Origin of the sequence: Vibrio caribbeanicus ATCC BAA-2122, assembly GCF_000165125.1 — a bacterium.
In the GTDB taxonomy this organism is placed as follows: domain Bacteria; phylum Pseudomonadota; class Gammaproteobacteria; order Enterobacterales; family Vibrionaceae; genus Vibrio; species Vibrio caribbeanicus.
The window spans coordinates 64,901-90,123 of the sequence record NZ_AEIU01000083.1 but is presented as its reverse complement, the minus strand read 5'-3'; the positions used below and the strand labels follow the sequence as shown (position 1 = coordinate 90,123).

At 42.0% G+C, this 25,223-nt stretch carries 25 protein-coding genes and 1 tRNA gene; 14 read left to right on the top strand and 12 right to left on the bottom strand.

Annotated features, from left to right (window positions below):
• Nucleotides 1-43 precede the first annotated feature (43 nt).
• From RH40_RS13380 to folB, 3 genes are read right to left on the bottom strand one after another with little or no spacing between them, the layout of a single operon-like run.
• Complete coding sequence (locus tag RH40_RS13380; RefSeq protein WP_009602088.1) at nucleotides 44-847, bottom strand: undecaprenyl-diphosphate phosphatase; 804 nt, start codon at nucleotides 845-847, stop codon at nucleotides 44-46.
• Between the two features lie 7 nt (nucleotides 848-854).
• A complete protein-coding gene (gene folK / locus RH40_RS13375; protein WP_009602086.1) occupies nucleotides 855-1,349 on the bottom strand; it encodes a 2-amino-4-hydroxy-6-hydroxymethyldihydropteridine diphosphokinase in 495 nt (164 codons plus the stop codon).
• Entirely contained in the window at nucleotides 1,346-1,699 is a 354-nt protein-coding gene (gene folB, locus RH40_RS13370; RefSeq protein WP_009602085.1) for a bifunctional dihydroneopterin aldolase/7,8-dihydroneopterin epimerase, read from the bottom strand. Before folB ends, folK begins: the two co-directional genes overlap by 4 nt.
• Before the next feature lie 153 nt (nucleotides 1,700-1,852).
• Between folB and plsY the strand changes: the two genes are divergently transcribed.
• Nucleotides 1,853-2,455, top strand: coding sequence for a glycerol-3-phosphate 1-O-acyltransferase PlsY (gene plsY / locus RH40_RS13365; RefSeq protein ID WP_009602084.1), 603 nt, complete (start codon nucleotides 1,853-1,855; stop codon nucleotides 2,453-2,455).
• An 11-nt stretch (nucleotides 2,456-2,466) separates the two neighbouring features.
• On the opposite strand, the gene RH40_RS13360 is transcribed toward plsY, so the two are convergent.
• Together RH40_RS13360 and tsaD are read right to left on the bottom strand one after the other, a co-directional pair.
• Nucleotides 2,467-3,273, bottom strand: a complete 807-nt coding sequence (locus tag RH40_RS13360) for an alpha/beta fold hydrolase (protein ID WP_009602083.1) — start codon at nucleotides 3,271-3,273, stop codon at nucleotides 2,467-2,469.
• Between the two features lie 191 nt (nucleotides 3,274-3,464).
• Nucleotides 3,465-4,481 (bottom strand): tRNA (adenosine(37)-N6)-threonylcarbamoyltransferase complex transferase subunit TsaD, encoded by a 1,017-nt coding sequence (gene tsaD / locus RH40_RS13355; RefSeq protein ID WP_009602082.1) that lies wholly within the window; start codon nucleotides 4,479-4,481, stop codon nucleotides 3,465-3,467.
• A gap of 228 nt (nucleotides 4,482-4,709) precedes the next feature.
• On the opposite strand from tsaD, the gene rpsU reads away from it, so the two are divergent.
• From rpsU to RH40_RS13330, 5 genes are all read left to right on the top strand, one after another.
• The gene (gene rpsU, locus RH40_RS13350; RefSeq protein ID WP_001145625.1) at nucleotides 4,710-4,925 is read left to right on the top strand and encodes a 30S ribosomal protein S21; all 216 of its coding nucleotides are present in this window, start codon (nucleotides 4,710-4,712) and stop codon (nucleotides 4,923-4,925) included.
• Between the two features lie 25 nt (nucleotides 4,926-4,950).
• Nucleotides 4,951-5,394, top strand: a complete 444-nt coding sequence (locus tag RH40_RS13345; RefSeq protein ID WP_009602073.1) for a GatB/YqeY domain-containing protein — start codon at nucleotides 4,951-4,953, stop codon at nucleotides 5,392-5,394.
• Nucleotides 5,395-5,487: 93 nt separating this feature from the next.
• Nucleotides 5,488-7,239 (top strand): DNA primase, encoded by a 1,752-nt coding sequence (dnaG, locus tag RH40_RS13340; RefSeq protein WP_009602072.1) that lies wholly within the window; start codon nucleotides 5,488-5,490, stop codon nucleotides 7,237-7,239.
• Nucleotides 7,240-7,337: 98 nt separating this feature from the next.
• Nucleotides 7,338-9,194, top strand: coding sequence for an RNA polymerase sigma factor RpoD (rpoD, locus tag RH40_RS13335; protein WP_009602071.1), 1,857 nt, complete (start codon nucleotides 7,338-7,340; stop codon nucleotides 9,192-9,194).
• 152 nt (nucleotides 9,195-9,346) lie between these two features.
• Nucleotides 9,347-9,422: transfer RNA gene (locus RH40_RS13330), tRNA-Ile, on the top strand.
• A gap of 64 nt (nucleotides 9,423-9,486) precedes the next feature.
• Here RH40_RS13330 and djlA read toward each other — a convergent pair.
• A complete protein-coding gene (gene djlA / locus RH40_RS13325; protein WP_009602070.1) occupies nucleotides 9,487-10,335 on the bottom strand; it encodes a co-chaperone DjlA in 849 nt (282 codons plus the stop codon).
• A gap of 149 nt (nucleotides 10,336-10,484) precedes the next feature.
• Here djlA and lptD point away from each other — a divergent pair, with 149 nt between their 5' ends.
• The 6 genes from lptD (at nucleotide 10,485) to apaH (ending at nucleotide 17,351) form a co-directional block, all read left to right on the top strand.
• Nucleotides 10,485-12,944 (top strand): LPS assembly protein LptD, encoded by a 2,460-nt coding sequence (gene lptD, locus RH40_RS13320; protein WP_009602069.1) that lies wholly within the window; start codon nucleotides 10,485-10,487, stop codon nucleotides 12,942-12,944.
• A gap of 47 nt (nucleotides 12,945-12,991) precedes the next feature.
• Complete coding sequence (surA, locus tag RH40_RS13315; RefSeq protein WP_009602068.1) at nucleotides 12,992-14,278, top strand: peptidylprolyl isomerase SurA; 1,287 nt, start codon at nucleotides 12,992-12,994, stop codon at nucleotides 14,276-14,278.
• A 1-nt stretch (nucleotide 14,279) separates the two neighbouring features.
• On the top strand, nucleotides 14,280-15,266 hold the full coding sequence (gene pdxA / locus RH40_RS13310; protein ID WP_039954711.1) for a 4-hydroxythreonine-4-phosphate dehydrogenase PdxA: 987 nt from the start codon (nucleotides 14,280-14,282) through the stop codon (nucleotides 15,264-15,266).
• Nucleotides 15,267-15,277: 11 nt separating this feature from the next.
• Nucleotides 15,278-16,090: a 16S rRNA (adenine(1518)-N(6)/adenine(1519)-N(6))-dimethyltransferase RsmA gene (gene rsmA, locus RH40_RS13305; RefSeq protein WP_086009809.1), complete on the top strand. Its 813-nt coding sequence runs from the start codon at nucleotides 15,278-15,280 to the stop codon at nucleotides 16,088-16,090.
• 64 nt (nucleotides 16,091-16,154) lie between these two features.
• Nucleotides 16,155-16,532: a Co2+/Mg2+ efflux facilitator ApaG/CorD gene (gene apaG, locus RH40_RS13300; protein WP_009602065.1), complete on the top strand. Its 378-nt coding sequence runs from the start codon at nucleotides 16,155-16,157 to the stop codon at nucleotides 16,530-16,532.
• Nucleotides 16,533-16,541: 9 nt separating this feature from the next.
• Nucleotides 16,542-17,351, top strand: coding sequence for a bis(5'-nucleosyl)-tetraphosphatase (symmetrical) ApaH (apaH, locus tag RH40_RS13295; protein WP_009602064.1), 810 nt, complete (start codon nucleotides 16,542-16,544; stop codon nucleotides 17,349-17,351).
• A gap of 21 nt (nucleotides 17,352-17,372) precedes the next feature.
• Here apaH and folA read toward each other — a convergent pair whose 3' ends face one another.
• The 4 genes from folA to rplU form a co-directional block, all read right to left on the bottom strand.
• Nucleotides 17,373-17,855, bottom strand: coding sequence for a type 3 dihydrofolate reductase (gene folA / locus RH40_RS13290; protein WP_009602063.1), 483 nt, complete (start codon nucleotides 17,853-17,855; stop codon nucleotides 17,373-17,375).
• A gap of 163 nt (nucleotides 17,856-18,018) precedes the next feature.
• Nucleotides 18,019-19,191 (bottom strand): Obg family GTPase CgtA, encoded by a 1,173-nt coding sequence (cgtA, locus tag RH40_RS13285; protein WP_009602062.1) that lies wholly within the window; start codon nucleotides 19,189-19,191, stop codon nucleotides 18,019-18,021.
• Nucleotides 19,192-19,513: 322 nt separating this feature from the next.
• Nucleotides 19,514-19,771, bottom strand: a complete 258-nt coding sequence (gene rpmA / locus RH40_RS13280; protein ID WP_005383095.1) for a 50S ribosomal protein L27 — start codon at nucleotides 19,769-19,771, stop codon at nucleotides 19,514-19,516.
• 20 nt (nucleotides 19,772-19,791) lie between these two features.
• Nucleotides 19,792-20,103 (bottom strand): 50S ribosomal protein L21, encoded by a 312-nt coding sequence (gene rplU, locus RH40_RS13275; RefSeq protein WP_009602060.1) that lies wholly within the window; start codon nucleotides 20,101-20,103, stop codon nucleotides 19,792-19,794.
• A gap of 267 nt (nucleotides 20,104-20,370) precedes the next feature.
• Here rplU and ispB point away from each other — a divergent pair, with 267 nt between their 5' ends.
• Together ispB and RH40_RS13265 are read left to right on the top strand one after the other, a co-directional pair.
• Entirely contained in the window at nucleotides 20,371-21,342 is a 972-nt protein-coding gene (ispB, locus tag RH40_RS13270) for an octaprenyl diphosphate synthase (RefSeq protein WP_009602059.1), read from the top strand.
• Between the two features lie 136 nt (nucleotides 21,343-21,478).
• On the top strand, nucleotides 21,479-23,248 hold the full coding sequence (locus RH40_RS13265; RefSeq protein ID WP_009602058.1) for a bifunctional lysophospholipid acyltransferase family protein/GNAT family N-acetyltransferase: 1,770 nt from the start codon (nucleotides 21,479-21,481) through the stop codon (nucleotides 23,246-23,248).
• A 46-nt stretch (nucleotides 23,249-23,294) separates the two neighbouring features.
• Here the strand turns inward: RH40_RS13265 and RH40_RS13260 are convergent, their stop codons facing one another.
• Together RH40_RS13260 and RH40_RS13255 are read right to left on the bottom strand one after the other, a co-directional pair.
• Nucleotides 23,295-23,795: a GNAT family N-acetyltransferase gene (locus RH40_RS13260; RefSeq protein WP_009602057.1), complete on the bottom strand. Its 501-nt coding sequence runs from the start codon at nucleotides 23,793-23,795 to the stop codon at nucleotides 23,295-23,297.
• 312 nt (nucleotides 23,796-24,107) lie between these two features.
• A complete protein-coding gene (locus RH40_RS13255; RefSeq protein WP_009602056.1) occupies nucleotides 24,108-25,121 on the bottom strand; it encodes a DUF2333 family protein in 1,014 nt (337 codons plus the stop codon).
• Nucleotides 25,122-25,223 lie beyond the last annotated feature (102 nt).

Sequence of the window (25,223 nt, the reverse complement as noted above, 5' to 3'; positions counted from 1 at the left end):
TTAGGTATATCTATATCAGTCGCATACGAGCTTATACTTGACGCTACTGCAACATAAGAAACGTAAGCAATCCAAAGCCAAGTAAAAGTCGATAAACTACAAATGGCATCATACCCATCCGAGTTATAATTTTTAAAAAGAAGTGAATACAAATAAAGGCACTAATAAACGATGTTATTATGCCTGTTAAAAGAAAACCGACATCAACGGTTTCTCCACTTACTACCAACTTTAAACCAAGGTAACCACCTGCTAAAAGTATAATAGGTATCGACATCAAAAATGAAAAACGAGCGGCCGCTTCTCTGGTAAAGCCCAGATATAAAGCAGCGGTAATCGTAGCTCCTGAACGAGAAGTCCCCGGCACCAAGGCTAATGCTTGACTAATACCGATAAAAAGCGCCTTTTTGAAATCCATCTGATATTCGTCATCTTTCTGCTGGGCATGATGATCAACAAACCATAGCAATAGCCCAAATACTATCGTTGTTGTTGCAATCACCCACGCACTGCGCAAATAAAGTTCAATAATATCTTTCATCAAGAAGCCCAAAATACAGGCAGGTATGGTTGCTATAACAATCATCCAAGCTAATTTGGCCTCTTTGCTTCTGTCTCGACGAAAAATAGAAGCAAAAAATGCAGTCAAGAGTTCAACCACTTCCTTACGGAAATACAATACAACGGCGGCCAATGTCCCAACATGTACTGCGACATCAAACGCAAGACCTTGATCAGCCCAGCCCAAGATGGCAGAAGGAAGGATAAGGTGAGCGGAGCTAGATATAGGTAAAAACTCGGTTAACCCCTGAATTAAGGCTAGAAAAAACGCTTCAAAAAAATTCATTATAGTCTCAAAAATTTAAATAAAACCAAGAAGGAACAGGCAACATCAAAGTGTCTAAATTTAGTTGTTGCCAAATTTGTTTAACCGTCCGTCCATCTTTTGGAACAACATAGTTGGGACAAAGTTCCAATAATGGTTGTAATACAAACGCATACTTGTAAATATCACTGCGAGGTAACTCAGGATGTGATTCAGAAACTTCTCTTCCGAAGAATATAATATCCAAATCTAGGGTTCTAGGCTCATACTTGCCAGCATCAATCGCACGTCCCCAACGAATTTCAATTTCACGCAAGCGTTCGGAAAAGCTGAGTAAATCAATCGAAGTCTTCATCTCAACGACTAAATTATAAAAAGGCTCGCTTTCAAACCCGACCGCATCACACTCATATATCGTCGATAAACGCAGATCACCACCTAACTTGGACAACTCTCTCACCGCCTCCTCAATATGGCGGTGACGTTCAATATTGGAACCTACCCCAATATAAGTCGTGATCATAATGTCCCTCGTTCAATCACAACACCTACAGAGCGAGCCTGTACTACAGCACCAGGTTTGGCCAAACGTACTTTTATCCATGGAACATTAAATCGACGCATAATCAACTCTGTGACTTCTTCAGCAACTCGCTCTACTAATAAAAATCTATTATTTTCAATATGTTTAACAACCAAACTGGACACTTCTGAATAATCCAGCGCATCCGCAACATTATCACTCTTCCCTGCAAGGCGATTATCATGCGCCATTTCAATATCAAGTAGAAGTTTCTGTTTAATCTGCTGCTCCCAATCGTAGACACCTATGGTAGTAATCACTTCCAACTGCTCAATAAAAACTCTATCCATATGTTGTTCCCCTTAGAATTCAGATAAACACGAATTGCAAAAATGCCTAATAGTAGCCACAAATACACACATTTTGTGGCTCGATGATACTAAGCGAGATATCATATCAGTAACTCGCTTGGCTAACACCTGTTTCAAACTAGTTGAATAAAGATGGACATAATAGCACTAATTTTAATTCCTACAGCCTACCTCCTGGGATCCATTTCCAGTGCTATTATTATCTGCGCCATATTAACACTTCCAGATCCGAGAGAAGTAGGCTCACAAAACCCAGGAGCAACCAATGTTCTTCGTTTAGGGGGGAAAAAAGCTGCAATTGCTGTTTTGATCTGTGACGTTTTAAAAGGGATGCTTCCTGTATGGGGGGGATACTACCTCGGGCTGGGGCCAGTTATGCTTGGAATTGTTGCTATTTCTGCCTGTCTAGGACACATGTACCCCGTTTTCTTTCAATTTAACGGAGGAAAAGGAGTCGCAACGGCCCTCGGTGCAATAGCTCCTATTGGGTTAGACCTAACCTGTATGGTCATTGCGACTTGGTTAATCAGTGTATTGGTTAGCCGATATTCTTCTGTTGCTGCTATCGTAACTGTCGTACTGACACCGTTTTATACTTGGCTTATCAAACCAAGTTACACGCTACCTGTCTCCATGCTCTGTTGCTTAATTATCTTTCGCCATCACAGAAATATTAAACGCCTGTGGAATGGTACTGAACCACGTATTGGGCAACGAGACAAAACAGGCTTTTAACTATTACTTATTTACGGACGTGTCAGAAAACATGCCAGCATATCGGTAACAAAATCTGGCTGCTCAAGATTACTCAGGTGTCCTGCATGTGAGATCTCTACAAGCTCAGAATTATTCAAACAATCTTGCATTAAATAAGACTCTAAAACTCTATGTAATTTATCTTGCTGACCGACTGCGATTAACGCAGGCATAGATAACTTCTCGAGCTCGGCAGTTTGATCTCTGCGCCCAAAAAACATCCGGCCCACTTTAGCTAAGTTAATGACAGAGACCGCCTCTAAATTTGTTAACTTCTTGCGCAGTTTTTCGCCAAGCCTACTGCTTTCGGCAGTGCTGTTTGAAAAGTATAAATAGACTATATCTTCACTAATATCACTCGTTATCGCTTGCCTAGCTTCGATAAGCTCAAGCATGGCAAAAAATTTCTTGTGGCTAACTTCGGGCTCTAAACCGACAAATGTATCCATCAAGACGAGGCTTTTGACCCTTTGAGGAATCAAGCTCGCCAGCTCTGCTCCCCAAACCCCGCCCATGGACAACCCAACGACTGAAAACTCATAAATACCCAAAGAATCTAGCAAACCGTTCACTTGTTTAGCGTAGTCTTTTAAAGTGTTAACCGACTTCGGAACGCTGTCTGACGCACCATGCCCCCAAAAGTCAGGAATAATACAACGATAATTTTCTTTTAATATCCCTACTTGATGAACCCACATACTGCTATCCATGAGGTAGGCATGCCCAAAAATTATTACAGGCCCTTGACCAACATCAAGATAGGCCATTTCGTACCCATCGATTTCAAACTTTTTCATTCGTTACCCTTGAATGCTATATCGTAACCTTCACTATCGTGTTGCCATGTTCCGCGCTAAATGGGTTTTAAAAGAAAAACTCGTTTCGAACAATAAAGGGGACAAATAGTCCCCAGAAACGACCAACAATTTACCCAATAATGATGTATTGCTTTTGGAGGATCAGAAGATTAAATAAATTTAACAACGAATCAGTCTATTGGAGATAACTGATCAATAGGCCATCGAGGCGTTGCTTGAACAGATAGATCCGTTGACTCACCATTTCTAAGACGCTGCATACCAGCAAACGCTATCATTGCGCCATTATCAGTACAAAACTCGGTTCTAGGATAATAAACTTCCCCACCAACTTTCTCAGCAAGCTTAGCTAGCTCGGAGCGAAGGCGGCCGTTCGCACTGACCCCACCAGCAATAACAATTCTTTTAAATCCAGTTTGTTCTAATGCTCGTTTGCATTTAATCGCTAATGTCGCGCAAACCGCTTCTTCAAAAGCTAATGCAATATCAGCACGCGTTTGTTCATCGTCTCCATTAGCCGCAATAGTGTTAGCTGTAAAAGTTTTTAAACCCGAAAAACTCATATCAAGACCCGGTCTATCAGTCATTGGTCTTGGAAATTTAAATCGCCCCGGTGTTCCTTTCTCAGCGAGTTTTGATAGCAATGGCCCCCCTGGGTAGTCTAATCCCATAAGCTTGGCGGTTTTATCGAATGCCTCACCTGCAGCATCATCAATCGACTCGCCCAAAATCGTGTATCGACCGATACCACGTACTTCTACCATCATACTATGTCCGCCGGATACCAGCACAGCGACAAAAGGAAAGGGAGGAGGATTATCCTCTAGCATCGGAGCAAGCAAGTGCCCTTCCATATGATGAACTGGAACTGCGGGGACTCCCCAAGCGTAAGCGAGACTCCGCCCAATAGTTGCACCAACCAATAGAGCACCAACTAGCCCGGGGCCTGCTGTGTAGGCAATACCATCTATGTCGCGGGGTTGCAGTCCAGCCTCATGCATCGCAGCCTTGATTAAAGGGATTGTTTTTTTAACATGATCTCGAGAAGCCAATTCAGGTACTACCCCTCCATAGTCTGCATGGAGTTTTACTTGGCTATACAATTGGTGAGAGAGCAAACCTTTCTCATCATCATAAATGGCAATGCCTGTTTCATCACATGATGTTTCAATACCGATAATGCGCATGGTTTACCTTGAACAACTCTGTCTATAATTAAAATTTGGCGCAATCTTACCGTGCCTTTGCTTAGCAAACAAATTTTGTGCAAACTCTACCCAACAAAATACTTTACAAAGATAGTACGATCAGATTAAAATTCCGCACCATTTTTGATCAAGCTGATTGGGGTCCGAGCAAAAAGCAAGGCACTGTGAAATCAGCATTAACGAATTAACCCCTGAGGTGAAAGGCATATGCCAGTAGTTAAAGTACGTGAAAACGAACCGTTCGACGTTGCTCTACGTCGTTTCAAACGCTCTTGCGAAAAAGCAGGTATCCTTTCTGAAGTGCGTCGTCGTGAGCACTACGAAAAACCAACTACAGTTCGCAAACGCGCAAAAGCAGCAGCTCAAAAGCGTCACGCTAAAAAGCTTGCTCGCGAAAACGCTCGTCGCGTTCGCCTGTACTAATAGCTAAGTCCCAAGGATTATAGTTATGGCTCTGATTGAAAGACTCAAAGAAGAGCAAAAAATAGCGATGAAAGCCAAGGATAAACCACGCCTTGGCACAATACGTTTGGCTTTGTCTGCGATAAAGCAACGTGAAGTTGACGAACAGATCACTCTGAACGATGACGACATTGTTGCAATCCTGACCAAAATGGTCAAACAACGTCGCGATTCTGTCGCACAATATGAATCAGCAAGTCGACAAGATTTAGCCGATGTTGAGAAAGCTGAAATCACGGTACTCGAGGAATTTATGCCTCAACCGTTGACCGAGCAGGAAGTGATTACCCTTATTGAAAAAGCAATTGCAGAAACAAATGCTGCAAATATGCAAGATATGGGTCAGGTCATGGGTATTCTCAAACCGCAGATTCAAGGGCGCGCAGATATGGGTAAGGTAAGTGGTTTAGTTCGTTCAAAGCTCTCTTAACCTTTATCCAACTGCAACAAGCCGTGCTATTCTATGGGATGCACGGCTTGTTTGTATCCGGTCTGTTCATTTTTTGTAGTTTTCTAAGGTTTTATGGCAGGACATATCCCTCGTAGTTTTATTGATGATCTTATTGCTCGGCTAGATATTGTCGACATCATTGATGCGCGCGTAAAACTTAAGAAAAAAGGCAAAAACTACAGCGCTTGCTGTCCTTTCCACAACGAAAAAACCCCCTCCTTTAGTGTTTCACAAGACAAACAGTTCTATCACTGTTTTGGTTGTGGGGTTCATGGCAATGCCATTGACTTTATGATGGAGTATGAACGGCTTGATTTTGTTGAAGCAATTGAAGAGCTGGCGAACACGTTAGGTCTTGACGTCCCGAGAGAGCAACGCGCTGGCACCTCTTTCCCATCCAAGCAACCGCAGGCAAACTCCGAACAAAAGCGTAACCTCTATGACTTAATGGCAAGTATAAGCCATTACTATCGAGATCAACTAAAACAAAGTAAAGCAGCCATCGACTACCTAAAAGAGCGAGGTTTATCTGGTCCAATTGTACAAAAATTTGGCATCGGTTATATCGCAGACGAGTGGGATAGTATTCGTAAAAATTTTGGTCAAACCCCACAGTTACAAGATATGTTAGTCTCCGGTGGTATGTTGATTGAGAACGAGAAAGGTAATCGCTATGACCGGTTTCGCGGCCGTATTATGTTTCCAATTCGAGACAGAAGAGGGAGAGTCATTGGCTTTGGCGGTCGGGTTTTAGGTGAAGGGACACCGAAATATCTAAATTCGCCTGAAACACCTATTTTCCATAAGGGCAAAGAACTCTACGGCCTTTATGAAGTGATGCAAGCACACAGAGAGCCATCGAATATACTGGTTGTCGAGGGGTATATGGATGTTGTCGCTTTAGCTCAATACGGCATTGATTACTCAGTCGCATCATTGGGGACTTCGACGACCGGTGACCATATTCAACTCTTATTTAGACAAACTAATACCGTTGTTTGTTGCTACGATGGAGACAGAGCGGGTAAAGATGCTGCTTGGCGAGCTCTCGAAAATGCACTTCAATTCCTTAAGACAGGCAACACACTTAAATTTCTCTTTTTACCTGACGGTGAAGATCCCGATAGCTTCATTCGTCAGCATGGTAAAGAGGCATTTGAACGAAAAATAGCAGAGTCAATACCTTTATCGCGTTACTTGTTCGATAACTTAATCGACATCCACCAATTGAACTTGGGGAGTAATGAAGGTAAATCAGCACTGCGCGCTCATGCGAGTGCCATGATTGAAAAAATTCCAGACCCATTTTTTCAAGAACTTCTCGATAAATTACTCGATGAGCGTACAGGCTTTGATAATAACCTGCGTAAACCACGTAAGAAGAGTGTTGATGTTGCAACGCAACCTCATACCGCTCTGAAGCGCACACCAATGCGCGAGGTAATAGCTTTGCTTATTCAAAATCCAAGCTATGCTGAAATGGTACCAAATTTATCAAGTGTCGCTGGTCTTCCCGTTCCGGGTTTAAGTTTATTTATCGAGGTACTTGAATATTGTCATAAGCGCCCCAATATCAGCTCAGGCCAGTTATTGGAATGCTGGAGAGACACTCGCCATGAGGCGCTGTTATCGCGACTTGCAGGATGGAGTATTCCCGTAGAGGATGATAACGAACAAGATATATTTTTAGACTCATTGGACAAAATACTTGCCCAATGTGTTGAAAAACAAATTGAAGATTTGCAGGCCAAAGAGAGAAGTATCGGTTTATCAACCGAGGAAAGAAGGGAGCTACTAGCATTAATGCTAGATTTAAAAGCGTAACCCTGTTCGAATAGTCAGCACGTAATAAATTTGTTACAATGTGTGGTTTGCAACTCGCATACTAATTCCTTCACCAAACACTAAGTTGGATACCGTCTATGGATCAAAATCCGCAGTCACAGCTGAAACAACTTGTCATCAAAGGCAAGGAACAAGGCTATCTGACCTACGCAGAAGTAAATGACCACTTGCCAGCAGAAATTGTTGACTCAGAACAAGTGGAAGATATCATTCAGATGATCAACGACATGGGCATTCGGGTAGTGGAAACTGCTCCAGATGCTGATGACTTGGCGTTAAATGATGATGACACAATCACCGACGAAGATGCAGCAGAAGCTGCAGCTGCTGCGCTGTCAAGCGTTGAGAATGAAATCGGCCGCACAACAGACCCTGTTCGTATGTATATGCGAGAAATGGGAACCGTTGAGCTTCTGACCCGCGAGGGTGAGATCGATATTGCGAAACGCATTGAAGACGGGATTAATCAAGTCCAAAATGCGGTAGCTGAGTACCCAGGTACGATTCCATATATCCTCGAGCAGTTCGATAAGGTTCAAGCTGAAGAACTTCGCCTCACTGATCTTATCACTGGATTTGTTGATCCAAACGCTGATGAGACGACAGCTCCAACAGCAACACACATTGGCTCCGAACTCACCGAGAGTGAACTCGATGATGAAGATGATGTTGATGATGAAGACGAGGAAGACGGCGAAGGTACAGATGATGAGGAAGAATCAGGTATTGACCCTGAGCTTGCGTTAGAGAAGTTCACCTCACTACGTAACACGTTCCAAAATTTCCAGCTGGCTTGCAACGAATACGGCAGTGAGAGCCCTAAGGCACAAATTGCCCACGAATTAGTTTTGGATGTATTTAGGGAGTTCCGCCTAACACCGAAACAATTTGACTACCTTGTCGAAGAACTTCGAACTTCAATGGAACGAGTTCGTACTCAAGAACGCTTAATTATGAAAGCGTCCGTTGAATACGGCAAAATGCCTAAGAAGTCTTTTATAACACTCTTTACTGGCAATGAATCAAGTGACGCATGGTTGGATGAAATACTTGCTTCAGACAAACCTTACGCTGAAAAGATTCGCCGTAGTGAAGACGATATTCGACGCTCCATCGCGAAGCTCAAAACGATAGAAGAAGAAACCTCTCTAACGGTACAGAGCATTAAAGATATCAGTCGTCGTATGTCGATCGGTGAAGCCAAAGCTCGTCGCGCGAAAAAAGAAATGGTAGAGGCAAACCTTCGTCTTGTTATTTCTATCGCGAAAAAATACACCAACCGAGGTTTACAGTTCTTGGATCTTATTCAAGAGGGTAATATCGGTCTGATGAAGGCTGTCGATAAGTTTGAATACCGCCGCGGCTATAAGTTTTCAACGTACGCAACCTGGTGGATACGACAAGCAATTACTCGCTCTATTGCCGACCAAGCACGTACAATTCGTATCCCGGTGCATATGATTGAAACGATTAATAAACTTAATCGTATTTCACGTCAAATGCTTCAAGAAATGGGACGCGAGCCTTTACCTGAAGAATTGGCAGAACGTATGCAGATGCCAGAAGATAAGATTCGCAAGGTCTTGAAAATTGCTAAAGAGCCTATTTCAATGGAAACTCCTATCGGTGATGATGAAGATTCGCACTTAGGAGATTTTATCGAAGATACAACACTTGAGCTTCCACTTGACTCCGCCACTGCGGGCAGTCTCAAAGTCGCGACAAAAGACGTACTTGCCGGACTAACTCCGAGAGAAGCGAAAGTACTTCGTATGCGATTTGGTATTGATATGAATACTGACCATACACTCGAGGAAGTAGGTAAACAATTTGATGTTACTCGTGAGCGTATTCGTCAGATTGAAGCTAAAGCATTGCGTAAGCTTCGTCACCCAAGTCGTTCAGAAACGCTACGTAGTTTCTTAGACGAGTAATTTAAAGATTAGAATTGACTTAAATGAACAAAAGGTGAGCAAATGCTCACCTTTTTTATTATTTTTGGTTTAAGTGGATAAAATGTAAGCGCATTTACCCTATATAGCCACTAGACACACCGATCAGCTTCCCCTATAATCATCCACCTAACGGCCCCTTAGCTCAGTGGTTAGAGCAGTCGACTCATAATCGATTGGTCCGCAGTTCAAATCTGCGAGGGGCCACCAAACATAAAAAAGCCTGATGAGGAAACTCGTCAGGCTTTTCTTTTGAAGAATACTAAGCTAAAACCTAAAAGCCCTTGGTTTTCTTTATCATGTCATAAGCATTTTGAATTTCTTGCGCTTTTTCTTTCGCTACATTCATCATCTCCGGCGGTAAACCTTTCGCTATCAGTTTATCTGGATGATGTTCATTCATTAACTTGCGGTAGGCTCGCTTCACTGTTTTTGCATCAGCATCACTCTCTACACCTAATAGCTTATATGCGTCACTCAACTGATTATGAGAGGATTTTTGCTGCCAACCAGATTGGCCAGTATGCTCACGGCCTTGCTGTCCACCAAAACCACCTTGCTGAAAACGAAAAGCGGCTTCTTGCATGCGTAGACGCTGATCCAATTGCGCAGACGAAAAACCTAATCCACGTGCGATAATATGCAGTATTTCTCGTTCACTTGGGTCAAGTTCCCCATCTGCAAATGCTGCGGATATTTGTAACTCGAGAAAAAACTGCAACAAATCGTGACGTCCTCCCGAGGAGATACGCACACGTTCAAGAACCGTTTCTAAAGGAAAGCCACTCTGCTTTCCCTCCCTAAACGCTTCTTGAGCTGCCCTTCTCTGCTCACCATGCAGATTCATCCTTTCCATCATGGTGCTGGCAAGTTCAATTTCTTCTCTCGTTACCTGCCCTTTTGCTTTGGAAACATGTCCCATAACGGCGAAGGCCGATTTAAAGAACTCACTTTGCCTTTCTTGTTGATTAGGGCCATTTCCAAAGCTACTGTCGAAGCCAGCATCACGTAACTTTCTTGCTTTGTCGAACTGATGACCGATGAATAAACCGAACATAGCTCCGATGGGGCCCCCGAATGAAAAACCAAAAAATAGGCCAAGAATTTTTCCGAAAATATGCATTATTTGCTCTCAATCTCTGAATTTTTTCTCTACTAAGCGGTCTTATAGTGCTGTTAGCGACAAATTACTTTATCATATAGGCCGAATCATTTTTAGTTTCGGTCTGTTAATTACCGGACATATCAAGTTAAACAGGAAAGTAATACTCGATGTTGCGTTTTTCTCGAACTGTGTTAGCTGCTTCAATCAGTGCAGCCCTGATGGTACCTTTTGCTCAAGCAGAATCCTTTTCTGAGAATAAGAGGCAAGAATCGCCCGCAATTGATAACCAAGTTTCAATAAAATTCAAAAGTCAAACGACACCTTTATCAGAGGATTCAAAACCACAAACCATTGAAGAGGTGCCATTGATTGATCAATGCTTAATAGACCAGCCTGACTCGTCTAAACAAGAGCCTGTAGTGGTTGATGCCGATCATCTTGAAGCAATTAATGGTGAAAAAGCCACATACAAAGGCAATGTCGTCGCTATCCAAGGCCAAAAGCGCATGCTGGCCGATAATATGGTTTATCACCAAAAAGAAGAGATTGTTGTTGCTGAAGGAAATGTCACCTTTAGTGATGGTCAAATTAAGACAATATCGGACAAAGCAACCAATAAACTCAATAGTGATCTAGTTACCCTAGAAAATACCCGGTATAACTTTCTCTGTGAGCCGGGACGCGGCGAAGCCGTATATGTATCAAAGACAGGCAAGGCCGTTTACGAAATTGAAGATGGAACGATTACCTCTTGCCCAGAGGGAGATAAGTCTTGGCGAATGCGTGCATCAAGCATTGATATCGATCAGGATGAAGAGGAAGCAACCTTTTACAATCCCAGATTCGAAATTGCTAATGTCCCCGTATTTTACTTGCCTTTCTTAACGGTACCGATCGGTGATACCCGTAAAACAGGATTTCTGTATCCCACAGTATCCTATGGCACAAAGGATGGTCTCGGTACGGAAATTCCGATCTACTGGAACCTGGCACCAGACTATGACTTAAAAACCACATTTAAAAACAAGCAAAAACGTGGAAATCGTCTTGATAGTGAGTTTCGTTATTTATCTGATGCAGGTTTTAGTACAATTAAAACCGAGTACTTAATCGAAGATAAAAAATTCCCAGAGTACGAGCACCGTTGGGGATTCCAATGGGTACATACTGGTATTTTTCAGGAAAACTGGAAGTTTGAAACCGACTATTCAAAAGTAAGCGACATACGCTATTTTACCGACGTTGACTCTAAGATTGGTAAACAAGAAGATGGGCAGCTAATACAAGAATTTAGGGCATCCTACCGCACCCATAATTGGGATACATCCATACTTAGTCGAGATTTTCAGGTTCTATCGCAAGGTAGCCAACCCTATCGTTTGCTGCCGCAATTGAGCTTTAATTATTACAGTCCTGAATTGATGAAATATCTTGATTTCGATGTGATTAGTCACATTTCACGCTTTGATACCGATGCAAAGGGTAAGCCCTCTGCAACACGGCTGCATATTGAGCCTGGCCTGACGGTTCCTATTGGTAATACCTGGGGAAACTGGACCACTGAAGTACGTTTGCTTTCAACTTATTACCAACAGGATCTAGAAGGTGTTGATACCGAAACGCCAGGCCAACCCTTATATGGTCTTAAAAAAGAAGTGTCCAGAACGATACCTGAATTTCGATCTCTAGCTGGAATAGTATTAGAAAGAGATAGCGTTATTTTGGATAACTACACTCAGACCATTGAACCACAGGTACAATACCTGTACGTACCCACTAGAGATCAGAGTAGTATTGCTGATTACGACACTACGCTTTTAGAAACCGATTACTATGGGCTATTCCGCAGCCGTAAGTACAGCGGTGTCGACAAAATAGCGGGGGCTAACCAATTTAGCTACGGAGCAACGACACGTTTCTATGACGATCAATTTAAAGAAAGACTCAACATTTCATTTGGTCAGATAATCTACCTCGATAAGGCGACGAAAACTCAATCTTTATTGGATCAAACTAATGAAGAAGCGTCCAATTACTCAGCATGGGCAATAGAGATGGACTTCAACTACGATGACTACCTGTTTTATCATGGTGGAGTTCAATACGATATTGACTCCAGCGAGTTACAATTGGGAAACAGTACGCTTGAATATCGATTTAGTAAGGGGTTCGCACAAGCAAATTATCGTTACGTTACCCGTAAATATATTGAAAGTACGCTCGGAGAAAGCAGCAGTAATCTAAATTATATTACTGAGGATGGTATCTCGCAACTAGGACTGCTCGCTGGCTACCAACTGACAAGGAAATGGAGTTCTAACGCACAATATTTTTATGACTTAACCACAGATCAGGCCATCGAGTGGCTGGGTGGTCTCACTTACACCTCTGATTGTTGGTACATTGGTTTCACTTACAGCAACAAACTGGTCTCATGGGAACCCAACTTTGTAAGTTACCCAAATTCTCAACCGACTTATGAAAATAACTTTGGTTTTAATTTTGGAATTATCGGATTTGGTACTCGCATAGGGACAAGTTCCTCAGAAGTAGGGACAGCAGCTGGAAGTGATAGCGCCGCAGGAATGTCTCTAGGGTACGGTAGACCATTTTTATTGAATAACTAACACCTCGGTGAATCACACCATAGATAAAATAATTAATAGGGCTTTACATGAAATTGTGGAACTACATTATTTTGGCCTTTTTATCACTGAACATAAATCATGCAGTAGCTCAGCAGGAAGTTGCACTTGATCAAGTTGCGGTCATTGTCAACGACGGCGTGATACTGCAAAGTGATATTAAAACCGCGATGAAAACGCTCAAAATCAATGCAAAAAAAGAAGGACAAACATTGCCTTCTAACTCAGTATTAGAAGAACAAGTTACCGAAAAGTTGATACTTGATACGATACAACAGCAGCAAGCTGATAGAATAGGTGTGAAAGTAGATGACGGTAGGCTCAACGAAGCCATTGAAGAAATTGCCAAAAACAATCAGCAAACCATCGCAGAGCTAAAAGAAGAACTCCAAAAGGAAGGGCTCAACTATGCTCTCTTTAGAGACCAAGTTCGAAAAGAGATTTCAGTTAGCGAAGCAAGAAATGCGATTGTAAGACGCCGCATCAATATACTACCATCAGAAGTAGACCATTTAGCCTCTCTCTTGTCTCAAGAAAGCAGTGCGACTGTCCAATACAAAATTGGACATATACAACTTCGAGTAGAAGATGGAGATGATAAGGCACAAATCAAGCAACAGGCCATGGATATAGTTTCCGAGCTGGAGAAAGGTGCTGATTTCAAAACAATGGCCTATACCTTTTCAAAAGGACCCAAAGCACTCAAAGGAGGCGATTGGGGTTGGATGCGTAAAGAAGAAATGCCGACTATTTTTGCTGACGAGATTAAAATGCAAAATAAAGGCAGTATTATTGGCCCATTTATGAGTGGTAGTGGCTTCCACATTCTAAAAATTGAAGATGTTAAAGGCCTTCAAACAGTCGCTGTTACTGAGGTGAACGCTCGTCATATTCTGATAAAACCCAGCATTATTTTAAGTGATGAGGGCGTAAAAAAGGAGTTGATAGAAATCACTAAACGTATCAAAAGTGGTGAAGTCACCTTTAGTCAAATGGCAAAACAATACAGTCAAGATACTGGCTCAGGAACGCAAGGTGGAGAGCTTGGTTTTCATACCTCAGACATTTATGTACCAGAGTTTAAACACCAGCTAGACACACTTCCGATAGGACAAATAAGCGCTCCCTTTAAAACTGTACATGGCTGGCACATCGTCGAAGTAACTGGCAGAAAGCAAGTTGACAGAACGGACGCTTCTCTTAAAAATAAAGCCTACCGCATTATTTTCAATCGTAAGTTCAATGAAGAAGCCGGTGCCTGGTTACAAGAAATAAGAGCAGGAGCGTTTGTAGAGATGATCGGAGATGACGTTTAATATGTCCATTAAACGGATTGTTATTACTGCGGGTGAGCCTTCAGGGATCGGTCCCGATCTTGTTTTGGCACTCGCACAACAAAGTTGGTCACACCAAATAATCGTCTGTGGAGATAAAAGTGTCCTCAAGGAACGTGCTCAATTATTGGGATTAACAATATCGTTTATCGATTACGACAACACACTTCCACCTCATCACACAGAAGCTAGAACGCTGGTTGTCGACCACATTTCCGTACAGACTAAAGTAGTTCCCGGCTGTCTTGACGAAAAGAATAGTCAATATGTATTAAAAACTCTCGAAAGAGCAGCGAAAGGCTGTATGAGTGGTGAGTTTGATGCTATTGTTACCGGTCCTGTTCATAAGGGAATTATCAATAAGTCAGGTGTGGATTTTAGTGGTCACACCGAGTTTTTTGCTGAACAATCTAATACACCAACTGTTGTGATGATGCTTGCAACAGAGGGACTGCGCGTGGCGCTCGTCACAACACACATTCCTCTTGTTCAAGTCTCTGATGCAGTGACTGAAGCCAAGATCGAAAAAGTTGTCAAAATACTGCACAAAGATTTAATAGAAAAATTTGCTATCGTATCACCCAAAATATATGTCTGTGGTCTAAACCCTCACGCAGGTGAAGATGGATGTCTTGGTATGGAGGAAATAAACATAATTACTCCTGCCCTTGATAAGCTGCGCTCGGTTGATGATATGGATATTATTGGCCCACTTCCAGCCGATACAATTTTTAATTCGAAATATTTAGATGATGCAGATGCTATCCTTGGTATGTATCATGACCAAGTATTGCCTGTATTAAAATATAAAGGCTTTGGGCGCTCGGTAAATATAACGCTGGGCCTCCCGTTTATCAGAACCTCCGTTGATCACGGTACGGCACTCGATCTTGCAGGTACGGGTAAAGCCGACCAAGGGAGCTTAAAGACTGCTCTTTCCTATGCAATAGAGATGGCTGAAAAACATTAAACAAATTTGAGATTACTATGAGAAATGATGTCCATTTAGGGCACAAAGCGCGGAAACGCTTTGGTCAAAACTTCCTCAACGATCCTTATATCATTGATGGTATCGTCTCCGCAATAAACCCCAAACCGGGTCAAAACCTCGTCGAAATTGGCCCAGGCCTTGGTGCAATTACAGAGCCTGTGGGAAAAGAAGTTGATAAGTTTACTGTTATTGAGCTAGACAGAGATCTGGCTGAAAGGCTACGCAATCATCCCGACCTTGGTGAAAAGTTAACCATTCATGAAGGCGATGCAATGCGCTTTGATTTTACGCAACTGGTAAAACCTAATAATAAGCTGCGTATTTTCGGTAATCTTCCATATAACATCTCTACCCCTTTAATGTTCCATCTTTTTGAGTTTCATAAAGACATTCAAGATATGCACTTTATGCTGCAAAAGGAAGTCGTTAACCGCCTTGCTGCGGGTCCGGGTACAAAAGCCTATGGACGACTAACTGTGATGGCACAATACTTTTGTAAAGTCATGCCTGTACTGGAGGTTCCACCAAGCGCATTTGTACCACCTCCAAAAGTGGACTCCGCTGTAGTTCGGCTCACTCCATATGAAGACTTACCTCATCCGGTAGCTGATTTAAAATGGTTAGACCGTGTCTGTCGGGAGGGCTTCAACCAACGTAGAAAAACGGTGCGCAACTGCTACAAGGGCCTACTTGATACCGATGTCCTAGAAGAGCTCGGAATAAACCCAAGTATGCGCCCAGAAAATCTCACACTCGAGCAATTTGTCAGTATGGCCAATTGGCTAGACGCAAAGACCAAGTAAACACTATATAATAAGGGTGATGGGCTCAGGTTTATCACCCTTGAGACTTTGGATAGGAGTTTATATGGAAACTACGCCTTGTATTAAAATCCAAGTTCACAGTAAATATATTCCCGACCAATCACAGCCGGATGCAAAACGCTTTGTTTTTGCCTACATCATCACCATCAAAAATCTAAGCCAACAGACAGTGCAACTGGTAAGTCGACGCTGGCTAATTACAGACTCGAATGGCAAACAAATGACCGTCGAGGGTGAAGGAGTTGTTGGTCAACAGCCCTATATATGCGCGAGCGATGAGTATACTTACAACAGTGGTACAGTCATTGAAACCCCAGTTGGTGTTATGCAGGGGCAATACATTATGCAGGATGACAAAGGCGTTGAATTCATTACTGAGATAGAGCCTTTTCGACTCGCAATCCCAAATATTTTGAATTAGGAACAAAGCGTGGCAACGTATATTGTTGGTGACATACAAGGCTGTTTTGATGAATTACATGCTCTTCTGGCTCAAGTAAAATTTAACCCAGATTCTGATTCATTATGGTTTGCTGGCGATCTGGTCGCTCGTGGTCCTAAATCCTTAGAAGTTCTCCGCTTTGCACATTCTCTCGGTGACAGTGCAAAAATAGTACTCGGTAACCATGATTTACACTTGCTCGCGGTTTCATTGGGATTGTTCAAAGTCAAAAATAAAGACAGAACAGCACCTATTTTTGAAGCACACGACAAAGAGATCCTACTCAATTGGCTGAGACATCAGCCTCTTATTTTAGAGCACGATGACTTTGTTATGTGTCACGCAGGCCTATCACCACAATGGACATTAGATCAGGCTCTTCAAGCATCTAAAGAGGTAGAAGCTGTACTTCAAAGCGACAAGTGGACATGGCTTATAGAAAATATGTACAGTGACGCACCTGAGCAATGGGATGAGAACTTGCATGGTATTGAACGCTACCGCTACATTATTAATGCATTTACCCGCATGCGCTTTTGTCACTTCGATGGTCGACTGGATATGCATTGCAAACTCCCTCCTAAAGAGGCAAAGCACGTAAACCTCACTCCATGGTTTAAAGTAAACGAGAGACACGCTATAGAAAAAACCATCCTATTCGGCCACTGGGCAGCACTCAACGGCTATCAGAATAAAGACGTCATTGGCTTAGACACAGGATGTGTATGGGGTGGACAACTCACTATGCTTCGCTGGGAAGATCAACAGTACTTTACCCAAAACGCATACAAAGAATGAGCGATTCACTCATTCACAGGATCATGACTTTTCCAAAATAACAAAACGCATATTATAGGCATTCTTATCGTCTGCTAGATAACTTTGTGAATATGTCTCAACAAAATCATCGCCCCACTCGGGAAATTGGGTGTCCCCATCTAACACAGCATCGATATAAGTAAGATACAGCTTGTTGGAACGTGCTAAGAGATTTTGGTAAATAGATCCTCCCCCAATCACCATCACTTCCTCAGCAGAAGCAGCCGCTTTCAATGCTTCATCAATAGACGCAACTACGATCGCTCCCTCAACCTTCATGTTGACATTCCGGCTGATAATAATATTAGATCTTCCTGGTAATAAGCGCCCGATTGAATCGTAAGTTTTCCTGCCCATTATAACGGGCTTTCCCATCGTTGATTGCTTAAACCAAACAAAATCAGCAGGAAGATGCCAAGGCATTGTGTTGTCCTTTCCAATGACACGATCATGTGCCATAGCTGCGATCATACTTATAATCATAATTGATCTAAAACCTTATATTATTATCAATTTACCCCCAAGCGACCTCAAGAGACTTAGGTGCAGATACTTTACACGAGCATGTAAAACTGTACTATCTCAAATTCTCGAATAAATAAAAAAGCCACGATTAAATATCGTGGCTTTCAATTCAAAGGACTAATTAATCGCGAACGTAAATGACATGACCATCATCTTCATCATCATCCCAATCGTCCCAATCGTCATCATCTTCTGTAATAACATCTTTACCTGACATCGCATCTTTGTGGTAATCATCCCACATAAAGTCGACTTTCTCACCTTCGGCCACTTGTTGCTCTTCTTTTGGTAAACTTTCCATAAAGTCAGCAAGCTTATAGCAAAGCTCTTTAGTGCCATCACGATTGACTGCCGATATTTTGAAATATTGATCTTCCCAGCCAAGTGCATCAAGGATATTTTGAATAATCTCATTCGCTTCTTCCTCTGGCATTAGATCTGCCTTATTAAAGATCAACCAACGAGGCTTAGAAGCAAGTTTCTCACTGTATTGCTCAAGTTCATCAATAATGGTCAATGCATTACTGATGGGGTCGCTTTGATCAATAGGCATGATATCGATCATATGCAGCAATACTCGACAACGCTCTAGGTGTTTCAAAAAGCGAATGCCCAACCCGGCACCGTCTGCTGCCCCCTCTATCAAACCAGGAATATCAGCAACGACAAAACTTTTTTCGGGAACAACACTCACTACGCCCAAACTAGGAATAAGGGTTGTAAATGGGTAGTCTGCAACTTTAGGTTTGGCAGCAGAGACTGCGCGAATAAATGTCGATTTACCAGCATTAGGCAAACCAAGCATCCCTACATCTGCAAGTAAAAGTAGCTCTAACCTAATTTCTCGAACTTCACCTTTTGTTCCTAATGTCTTCTGACGAGGAGCTCGATTGACAGAAGACTTAAAGCGAGTATTACCAAGTCCATGCCATCCACCTTTCGCAATCATGACTTTTTTATTGTGCTCAGCAACTTCTGCGACAATTTCGTTGGTGTGAATATCGACAGCGCGAGTGCCTACAGGGACCCTCAGTACTTTGTCTTTTCCTCTCTTGCCCGTACAATTACCACCGCGCCCATTTTCACCACGCTCAGCTTCATAGAAACGCTGAAATCGGTAGTCAATTAATGTATTTAGGTTTTCATCGGCCTGAATATATATATCACCACCATCACCACCATCACCACCATCAGGACCACCTTTGGCCACAAACTTTTCGCGCCAGAAGCTTACAACTCCATTGCCACCATCACCAGCTTGAACTTTTACTACCGCTTCATCAACGAACTTCATTTTTTACTCCGCTCTCATGCTACTTATCATAGCTGCGTTGCAAATATCATTTTTACCCTTTAATCAGGGGTATTGATATCAATTTTAGCAGACTTCATGTATGAAACACCCTCGGTCTGGGGTATCTCTGTCATCAGGAATATATTGTACGACACTGGCTCGAGTGTCTGCATATATAACAAAGTAACCTCAAGGCATGCACTTCAGCTAAAAAGCTTTGAAGTCACTTAGTTATACATGCTCGCATAAATAAAAAACCCCGCCAGTTCGGCAGGGCTTTTGAATTCAGTTTCTAGGCTGAAAGATAATTGGAATGAACCAATTATTCAGCTTCGATGCTAACGAATTTACGGTTTTTAGGACCTTTAACTTCGAATTTCACTTTACCTTCAGTAAGAGCGAAAAGAGTGTGGTCTTTACCGATACCAACGTTGTTGCCTGCGTGGAACTTAGTACCACGTTGACGTACGATGATGTTACCTGCTAGAACAGACTCACCACCAAAACGCTTAACACCTAGACGTTTGCTTTCTGAATCGCGGCCGTTACGAGTAGAACCACCAGCTTTTTTGTGTGCCATTGTTAAACTCTCCTAATCGATTAAGCATTGATACCAGTGATTTTCACTTCCGTGAACCACTGACGGTGACCTTGTTGCTTACGAGAGTGCTTACGACGACGGAACTTAACGATTTTAACTTTATCGCCACGACCGTGTTGTACAACTTCAGCAACTACTTTTCCGCCCTCTACAAGAGGAGCACCAACTTTAATGTCTTCACCGTTAGCTACAAGTAGAACTTTATCAAATTCAACTTTTGCACCAGTTTCAACGTCTAATTTCTCTAAACGAAGAGTTTGACCTTCGCTTACACGGTGTTGTTTACCACCAGATTGGAAAACAGCGTACATATCTTACTCCGCTTTTTCCGCACAGCCGTATGCATTTCTAGCATATAGGGTGTGCGCTAAACTAATCATCAATAGGGCGCAGATTCTACAGAAAGGTCGCCTCTATGACAAGCCATATTTTTAAAAAATTGGCGAAAAGCTAATCGCCAAAGAAAAGTCCATCGATCATGCCTTTTAAGCGTGTATTTATCAACGTTTTTTGGTGTATTATGGCGTTATTGAACAGATCTAAATACCTTACTGGTTCTAACTTCAGCCGGATTTATAATGGATTTTACAACTATCCAAGCTCTTACTGCCGATGACATGGCAAAAGTAAACGAAACTATTCATGCACAATTAAACTCCGATGTTACTTTGATCAATCAATTGGGGTTTTATATCGTAAGCGGTGGCGGTAAACGTGTAAGGCCATTACTTGCAATAATTTCTGCCAAAGCACTTGGGTATAAGGGGCAAGGACATACTTTATCCGCAGCTTTTATCGAATTTATACATACAGCAACGCTGCTACATGATGATGTTGTAGATGAATCTGATATGCGTCGAGGAAAAGCCACGGCAAATTCTGCTTTTGGTAATGCAGCCAGTGTGTTGGTTGGTGATTATATTTACACTCGTTCATTTCAAATGATGACCGAACTCGGTTCAATGAAAATACTGAAATTAATGAGTGACGCTGTGAATGTCATCGCTGAAGGAGAAGTACAACAGCTCATGAACTGTAACGATCCAAATGTTAGTGAGGAAAGTTACATGCAGGTCATCTATTCAAAAACCGCTCGTTTGTTCGAAGTGGCCACCCAAGTTGGTGCAGTTCTTAGTGAAGCACCTTCTGAAATAGAGATCGCATTGAAAAACTATGGGCGCTACCTAGGTACAGCATTTCAGCTTATTGATGATGTCATGGATTACACTTCGACCGGGAAAGAGATGGGAAAGAATGTTGGTGATGACCTCGCTGAAGGCAAGCCCACCCTCCCTTTGATACACGCGATGCAAACCAGCTCTCCTGAACAATCCCAACTTATCAAGCAAGCGATAGAAAATGCCAATGGAATGGATCATTTGCAAGAAATACTCGACATAATGAAGCAAACCGGATCTTTGGATTATGCAAGACAGAAAGCATATCAGGAAGCTGACAAAGCAATCTCAGAGCTCAATTGCATACCTGAATCAGATTATAAGCAAGCGCTAATTACCCTTGCACATATGTCGGTAAATCGTAAAGCGTAGAAGCCAAAATATAACAATAAATGCATCCTTAACAAAACTGTTACCTTTTGTTCATGGATGTCTCATTGTTTTGCAGTCTCTTTGTCATAACTTTTCACTAATTTGATCGTGTTCAAATTTCGCACAGTGAAAAGTTATGGATACTATTAGCCCTTTTCGTTTACCTCACAAGACGCCCTTTCGCCTGGTTGAAAAATTGACTGAATGGGCCACCGGCTTAGATAAACTGGATAAATTCTATTCACAACGCCCATTAAATTGTGATACCCGAAGTTTCCTACGTTTTACTTTAGAAGTGTTAGGGATTGATTATCAGATAACAAAAGGCTCATTAGCTTATGTACCAGAGCAAGGTGCTACGGTTATCGTCGCGAATCATCCGCTTGGTGGTGTTGAAGGAATAATACTTGCGGAGCTGCTTCTGCAAATACGCAGCGACGTACAAATCTTGGCAAATCAATATCTAAAAACAGTTAGAGAACTAGATGAATTATTTATTGGTGTTGATGTTTTTGATGGCCAAAATGCACAAAAATCAAACCTGAAAGCGCTTAGGCTCGCCCATAACCACTTAAGTAAAGGCGGACTCTTACTTTTGTTCCCTGCCGGTGAAGTTTCCCAGTTAGACAGTAAAACACAAGAATTAGCCGACAAGGAATGGAGCCGCTCCGTCGCTAGTTTGATTAGAAAAGCTAACCCAGTAACGATTCCTTGCTTTATCGCAGGTCAAAACTCTAGGCGTTTTTATTTCGCTGGTAAAATACATCCGCTGTTGCGAACGCTAATGTTAGGCAGAGAACTGCTCAATAAATCATCGCAGAGTATTTCAATATCCATAGGTAGTGCGATTCATTACAAGGAAATAACTGGGTTAACCGACCGACAAATCGTGAACTACTTACGCCTAAATACTTATCTTCTACAAAATAGGGAGCCTTTAGAGGCAAACAATCAGATATCCTTACAACCCTCTATTCCAATTACCCCGCCAATTCCCGTCGAGCACATTGAACAAGATCTCAATAACCTATCTACTGAACATTTGATGCTGACTCATCAAGATTTTGATGTCTACTGTACGAAGTACGATCAAATACCTTTCATCATGCAGGAGATTGGACGACTAAGAGAGGTCTGCTTCAGAAAAGTGGGTGAAGGTACTGGCCTAATGACCGATCTTGATGAATTTGATCGTGATTACCTTCACTTATTTATTTGGGATAGAAAAGCACGTTGTTTGGTTGGAGCTTATAGGCTCGGCCTAGTCGATGAGATAATTCAGAAACACGGAATAACAGGGTTGTATTGTCGTACCTTGTTCAATTTTGATGTTCCCTTCATTGATAGAATGGGTAAGTCGATAGAGATGGGACGATCTTTTATTAATCTAAGCTATCAAAAATCGATGCTACCACTGATGTTGCTGTGGAAAGGCATTGGTAGCTTCGTTGCTAAACACCCGCAGTATACGCACTTGTTCGGTCCTGTGAGTATCAGCAACGAATACAACTCGCAAAGTCGACAACTTCTTGCTGAGACAATGACTCTTCATCACTATGATGCTGACAAAGCTGAGTATGTGTCACCATCTTATCCGCTTAAAAGAGACTGTCATGGCTGGGATACTAGTATGTTGACGACATTATCCGATCCACAATTACTTTCTAAAGTTATTGCTCGCATTGATGAAGGTAAAAGTGTGCCAGTATTGCTTCGTCAATATCTAGCGTTAAACGGAAAGCTGGTCAGTTTTAATATTGATCCTAGCTTTCATAATGCACTGGATGGGTTGATCATTGTTGATCTGAGGGATATTTCAATAAAGACATTGGCTCGATATATGGGCGTCCGTCAAGCTGAAAAGTACCATCAGATTCACAGTATATCGACTTTACAAGACACATAATCGTATCGACTGTAAAAACGCTCCCAAAACTCTGGGAGCATTCCAATCAAGTTTCTAGTGGTCGAATACGCGCCATGTTATAAATATTTACGTACTGCCCGTCTCTAAATGAACCGTCAATAGATTCTCCCTCAACGTGAAAGCCAAACTTTTTATAAAGGCCGATTGCTGGTTGGTTGTCCACATGTACACCTATATAGATCCGATGCACATTTAGCCAATTATCACTAAGATCGATGGCGTTGGCCAGTAGCTGACTACCAATACCTAAACCATGAAAACGCTCTGAAACTCCAACACCAAACGTCGCGGTATGAGAGACCCTAGGACGTTGGTTATGATGAAAAAAAAGGTGCCCTGCTACATGACTCTCCACTTCAGCAACAAAGTGATAAGTTCCAGCTGATACGTTTGACAATCTTTCAAGCCAAATCGACGGCTGCATGTTGGGGAGATGCAGAGTTTCTCTTTGAACTTTTGTCTCACAATAAAGCTCCGTCAGTGCCTTCGCATCTTCAACAATAGCAGCGCGTATATTTATATCCATAATCACTTTACTCACTGTTTTAAAACAATAATTCAGATTACAGAACAATTAATATGCACTCAAGTGCAATATAATAGAAATAGAGGATATATTTAATAAATACAATTAGTTGAAGTTACCATTGGTCCACGGCGTCATAGAAAAATATATCTATATTAGTTCAAGATTCAGTCTTCAAAACATTGTTTGTCGAGTTCCACAACAATAAAAAACCCGGCGATGTTAAATTACATAAACCGGGCTTAGTTCTATGTCAACGAACTTTATTACATCCTAACAGCACAATGATTAGGAAGCCTGTTGGTACGCTTTTTAACCATTACTCAGCAGGTTAATAAGGTCCCGAATACCATTGGTAGCACGGGTAATATCACTACTTAAGCGCAATGAATAGTTAGGGGTAAAACCATAACCATACCGACTACCATTAAAGACGTAGGGGCTATAAATGGGCTGCAGTGCGTATTCTAACTCTTTGATGATTTGATCAACGATGGCAGTCGCTTGTTTATCGGATAATGTTGTATCGAAATCAACACGAATCGCTTTAAAAAATGATAACATTGCCCAAGCCTGACCTCGTGCTTCATAAAAGACATTATCCACTTCTAACCAAGGTGTATGAGACTCAATTAAGTAGCTGTCTGCCCAGGCCACTTTGCCACCAGCCTCTCCGACGAGATCAGTATTTACCTGTAACTCTCCTCGACTGGCCGACAGTTTCTGAGACAAAGAGCCCATGCTTTTATTCACCATTTTCAACCAGTAAGAGAGCGCTGTTGAGTGACTAACGAATTGGCCATCACGTGGGTTATCATTCATCAGTCGACGACGATACGTTTCTAATTCTTGTTTAGCATTCTTCAAACGATCCTGATAATCCACCATTATCCACTTTTCATGGTCATTACGTAGCAAACTCTGAGCAGCCTGAAGGTTGGGGTCTTCGGTGCTCTGAGCATTGGACCGAGAAAATTCATCCTGCATAGCGAGAGCCATAAACTGTAACTGTTTTACTACACCCAACTCCCATGAGGGACGATTATCTAAAAAGATAAAAGGAGGAGCAATATCATTGCTTACATAACCTAAAGGCTGTTCGAGTAAAGTATCAATGATCTCTTCCATTGTTCGAGTCGTGGTATAACCCAGTAAACCATTACTCTCTTTTTGTATAATGCCAACATCCAGCTTGTCTGGCTCTTGCACTATATAGACACTACCTAACCAAAAGAGGGTTACCACCACCAAACCTATGGCTATTTTCATCAGTCCGCGAGTATCCATGATTGCGTCCGCCAATTTTTCTTTTAATGAAAAGCTCATTGTCGTTTTTTATCCTTTATTCAGAGGAGAAAGTGACCTTCACCAACCCGTCTCAGCCAATTATCTATTAACTTCCCATTGTACCTCATTGTGACAGTACTA

Coding starts and splice junctions, on each gene's coding strand:
- pdxA (WP_039954711.1), top strand. CDS start 14,280: ATGTCCATTAAACGGATTGTTATTACTGCGGGTGAGCCTTCAGGGATC.
- tsaD (WP_009602082.1), bottom strand. CDS start 4,481: ATGCGCATTATCGGTATTGAAACATCATGTGATGAAACAGGCATTGCC.
- RH40_RS13255 (WP_009602056.1), bottom strand. CDS start 25,121: ATGAGCTTTTCATTAAAAGAAAAATTGGCGGACGCAATCATGGATACT.
- djlA (WP_009602070.1), bottom strand. CDS start 10,335: ATGCATATTTTCGGAAAAATTCTTGGCCTATTTTTTGGTTTTTCATTC.
- lptD (WP_009602069.1), top strand. CDS start 10,485: ATGTTGCGTTTTTCTCGAACTGTGTTAGCTGCTTCAATCAGTGCAGCC.
- RH40_RS13260 (WP_009602057.1), bottom strand. CDS start 23,795: ATGGATATAAATATACGCGCTGCTATTGTTGAAGATGCGAAGGCACTG.
- RH40_RS13360 (WP_009602083.1), bottom strand. CDS start 3,273: ATGAAAAAGTTTGAAATCGATGGGTACGAAATGGCCTATCTTGATGTT.
- RH40_RS13345 (WP_009602073.1), top strand. CDS start 4,951: ATGGCTCTGATTGAAAGACTCAAAGAAGAGCAAAAAATAGCGATGAAA.
- rpmA (WP_005383095.1), bottom strand. CDS start 19,771: ATGGCACACAAAAAAGCTGGTGGTTCTACTCGTAACGGCCGCGATTCA.
- ispB (WP_009602059.1), top strand. CDS start 20,371: ATGGATTTTACAACTATCCAAGCTCTTACTGCCGATGACATGGCAAAA.
- rplU (WP_009602060.1), bottom strand. CDS start 20,103: ATGTACGCTGTTTTCCAATCTGGTGGTAAACAACACCGTGTAAGCGAA.
- rpoD (WP_009602071.1), top strand. CDS start 7,338: ATGGATCAAAATCCGCAGTCACAGCTGAAACAACTTGTCATCAAAGGC.
- rpsU (WP_001145625.1), top strand. CDS start 4,710: ATGCCAGTAGTTAAAGTACGTGAAAACGAACCGTTCGACGTTGCTCTA.
- folB (WP_009602085.1), bottom strand. CDS start 1,699: ATGGATAGAGTTTTTATTGAGCAGTTGGAAGTGATTACTACCATAGGT.
- surA (WP_009602068.1), top strand. CDS start 12,992: ATGAAATTGTGGAACTACATTATTTTGGCCTTTTTATCACTGAACATA.
- RH40_RS13265 (WP_009602058.1), top strand. CDS start 21,479: ATGGATACTATTAGCCCTTTTCGTTTACCTCACAAGACGCCCTTTCGC.
- apaG (WP_009602065.1), top strand. CDS start 16,155: ATGGAAACTACGCCTTGTATTAAAATCCAAGTTCACAGTAAATATATT.
- dnaG (WP_009602072.1), top strand. CDS start 5,488: ATGGCAGGACATATCCCTCGTAGTTTTATTGATGATCTTATTGCTCGG.
- RH40_RS13380 (WP_009602088.1), bottom strand. CDS start 847: ATGAATTTTTTTGAAGCGTTTTTTCTAGCCTTAATTCAGGGGTTAACC.
- cgtA (WP_009602062.1), bottom strand. CDS start 19,191: ATGAAGTTCGTTGATGAAGCGGTAGTAAAAGTTCAAGCTGGTGATGGT.
- folA (WP_009602063.1), bottom strand. CDS start 17,855: ATGATTATAAGTATGATCGCAGCTATGGCACATGATCGTGTCATTGGA.
- folK (WP_009602086.1), bottom strand. CDS start 1,349: ATGATCACGACTTATATTGGGGTAGGTTCCAATATTGAACGTCACCGC.
- plsY (WP_009602084.1), top strand. CDS start 1,853: ATGGACATAATAGCACTAATTTTAATTCCTACAGCCTACCTCCTGGGA.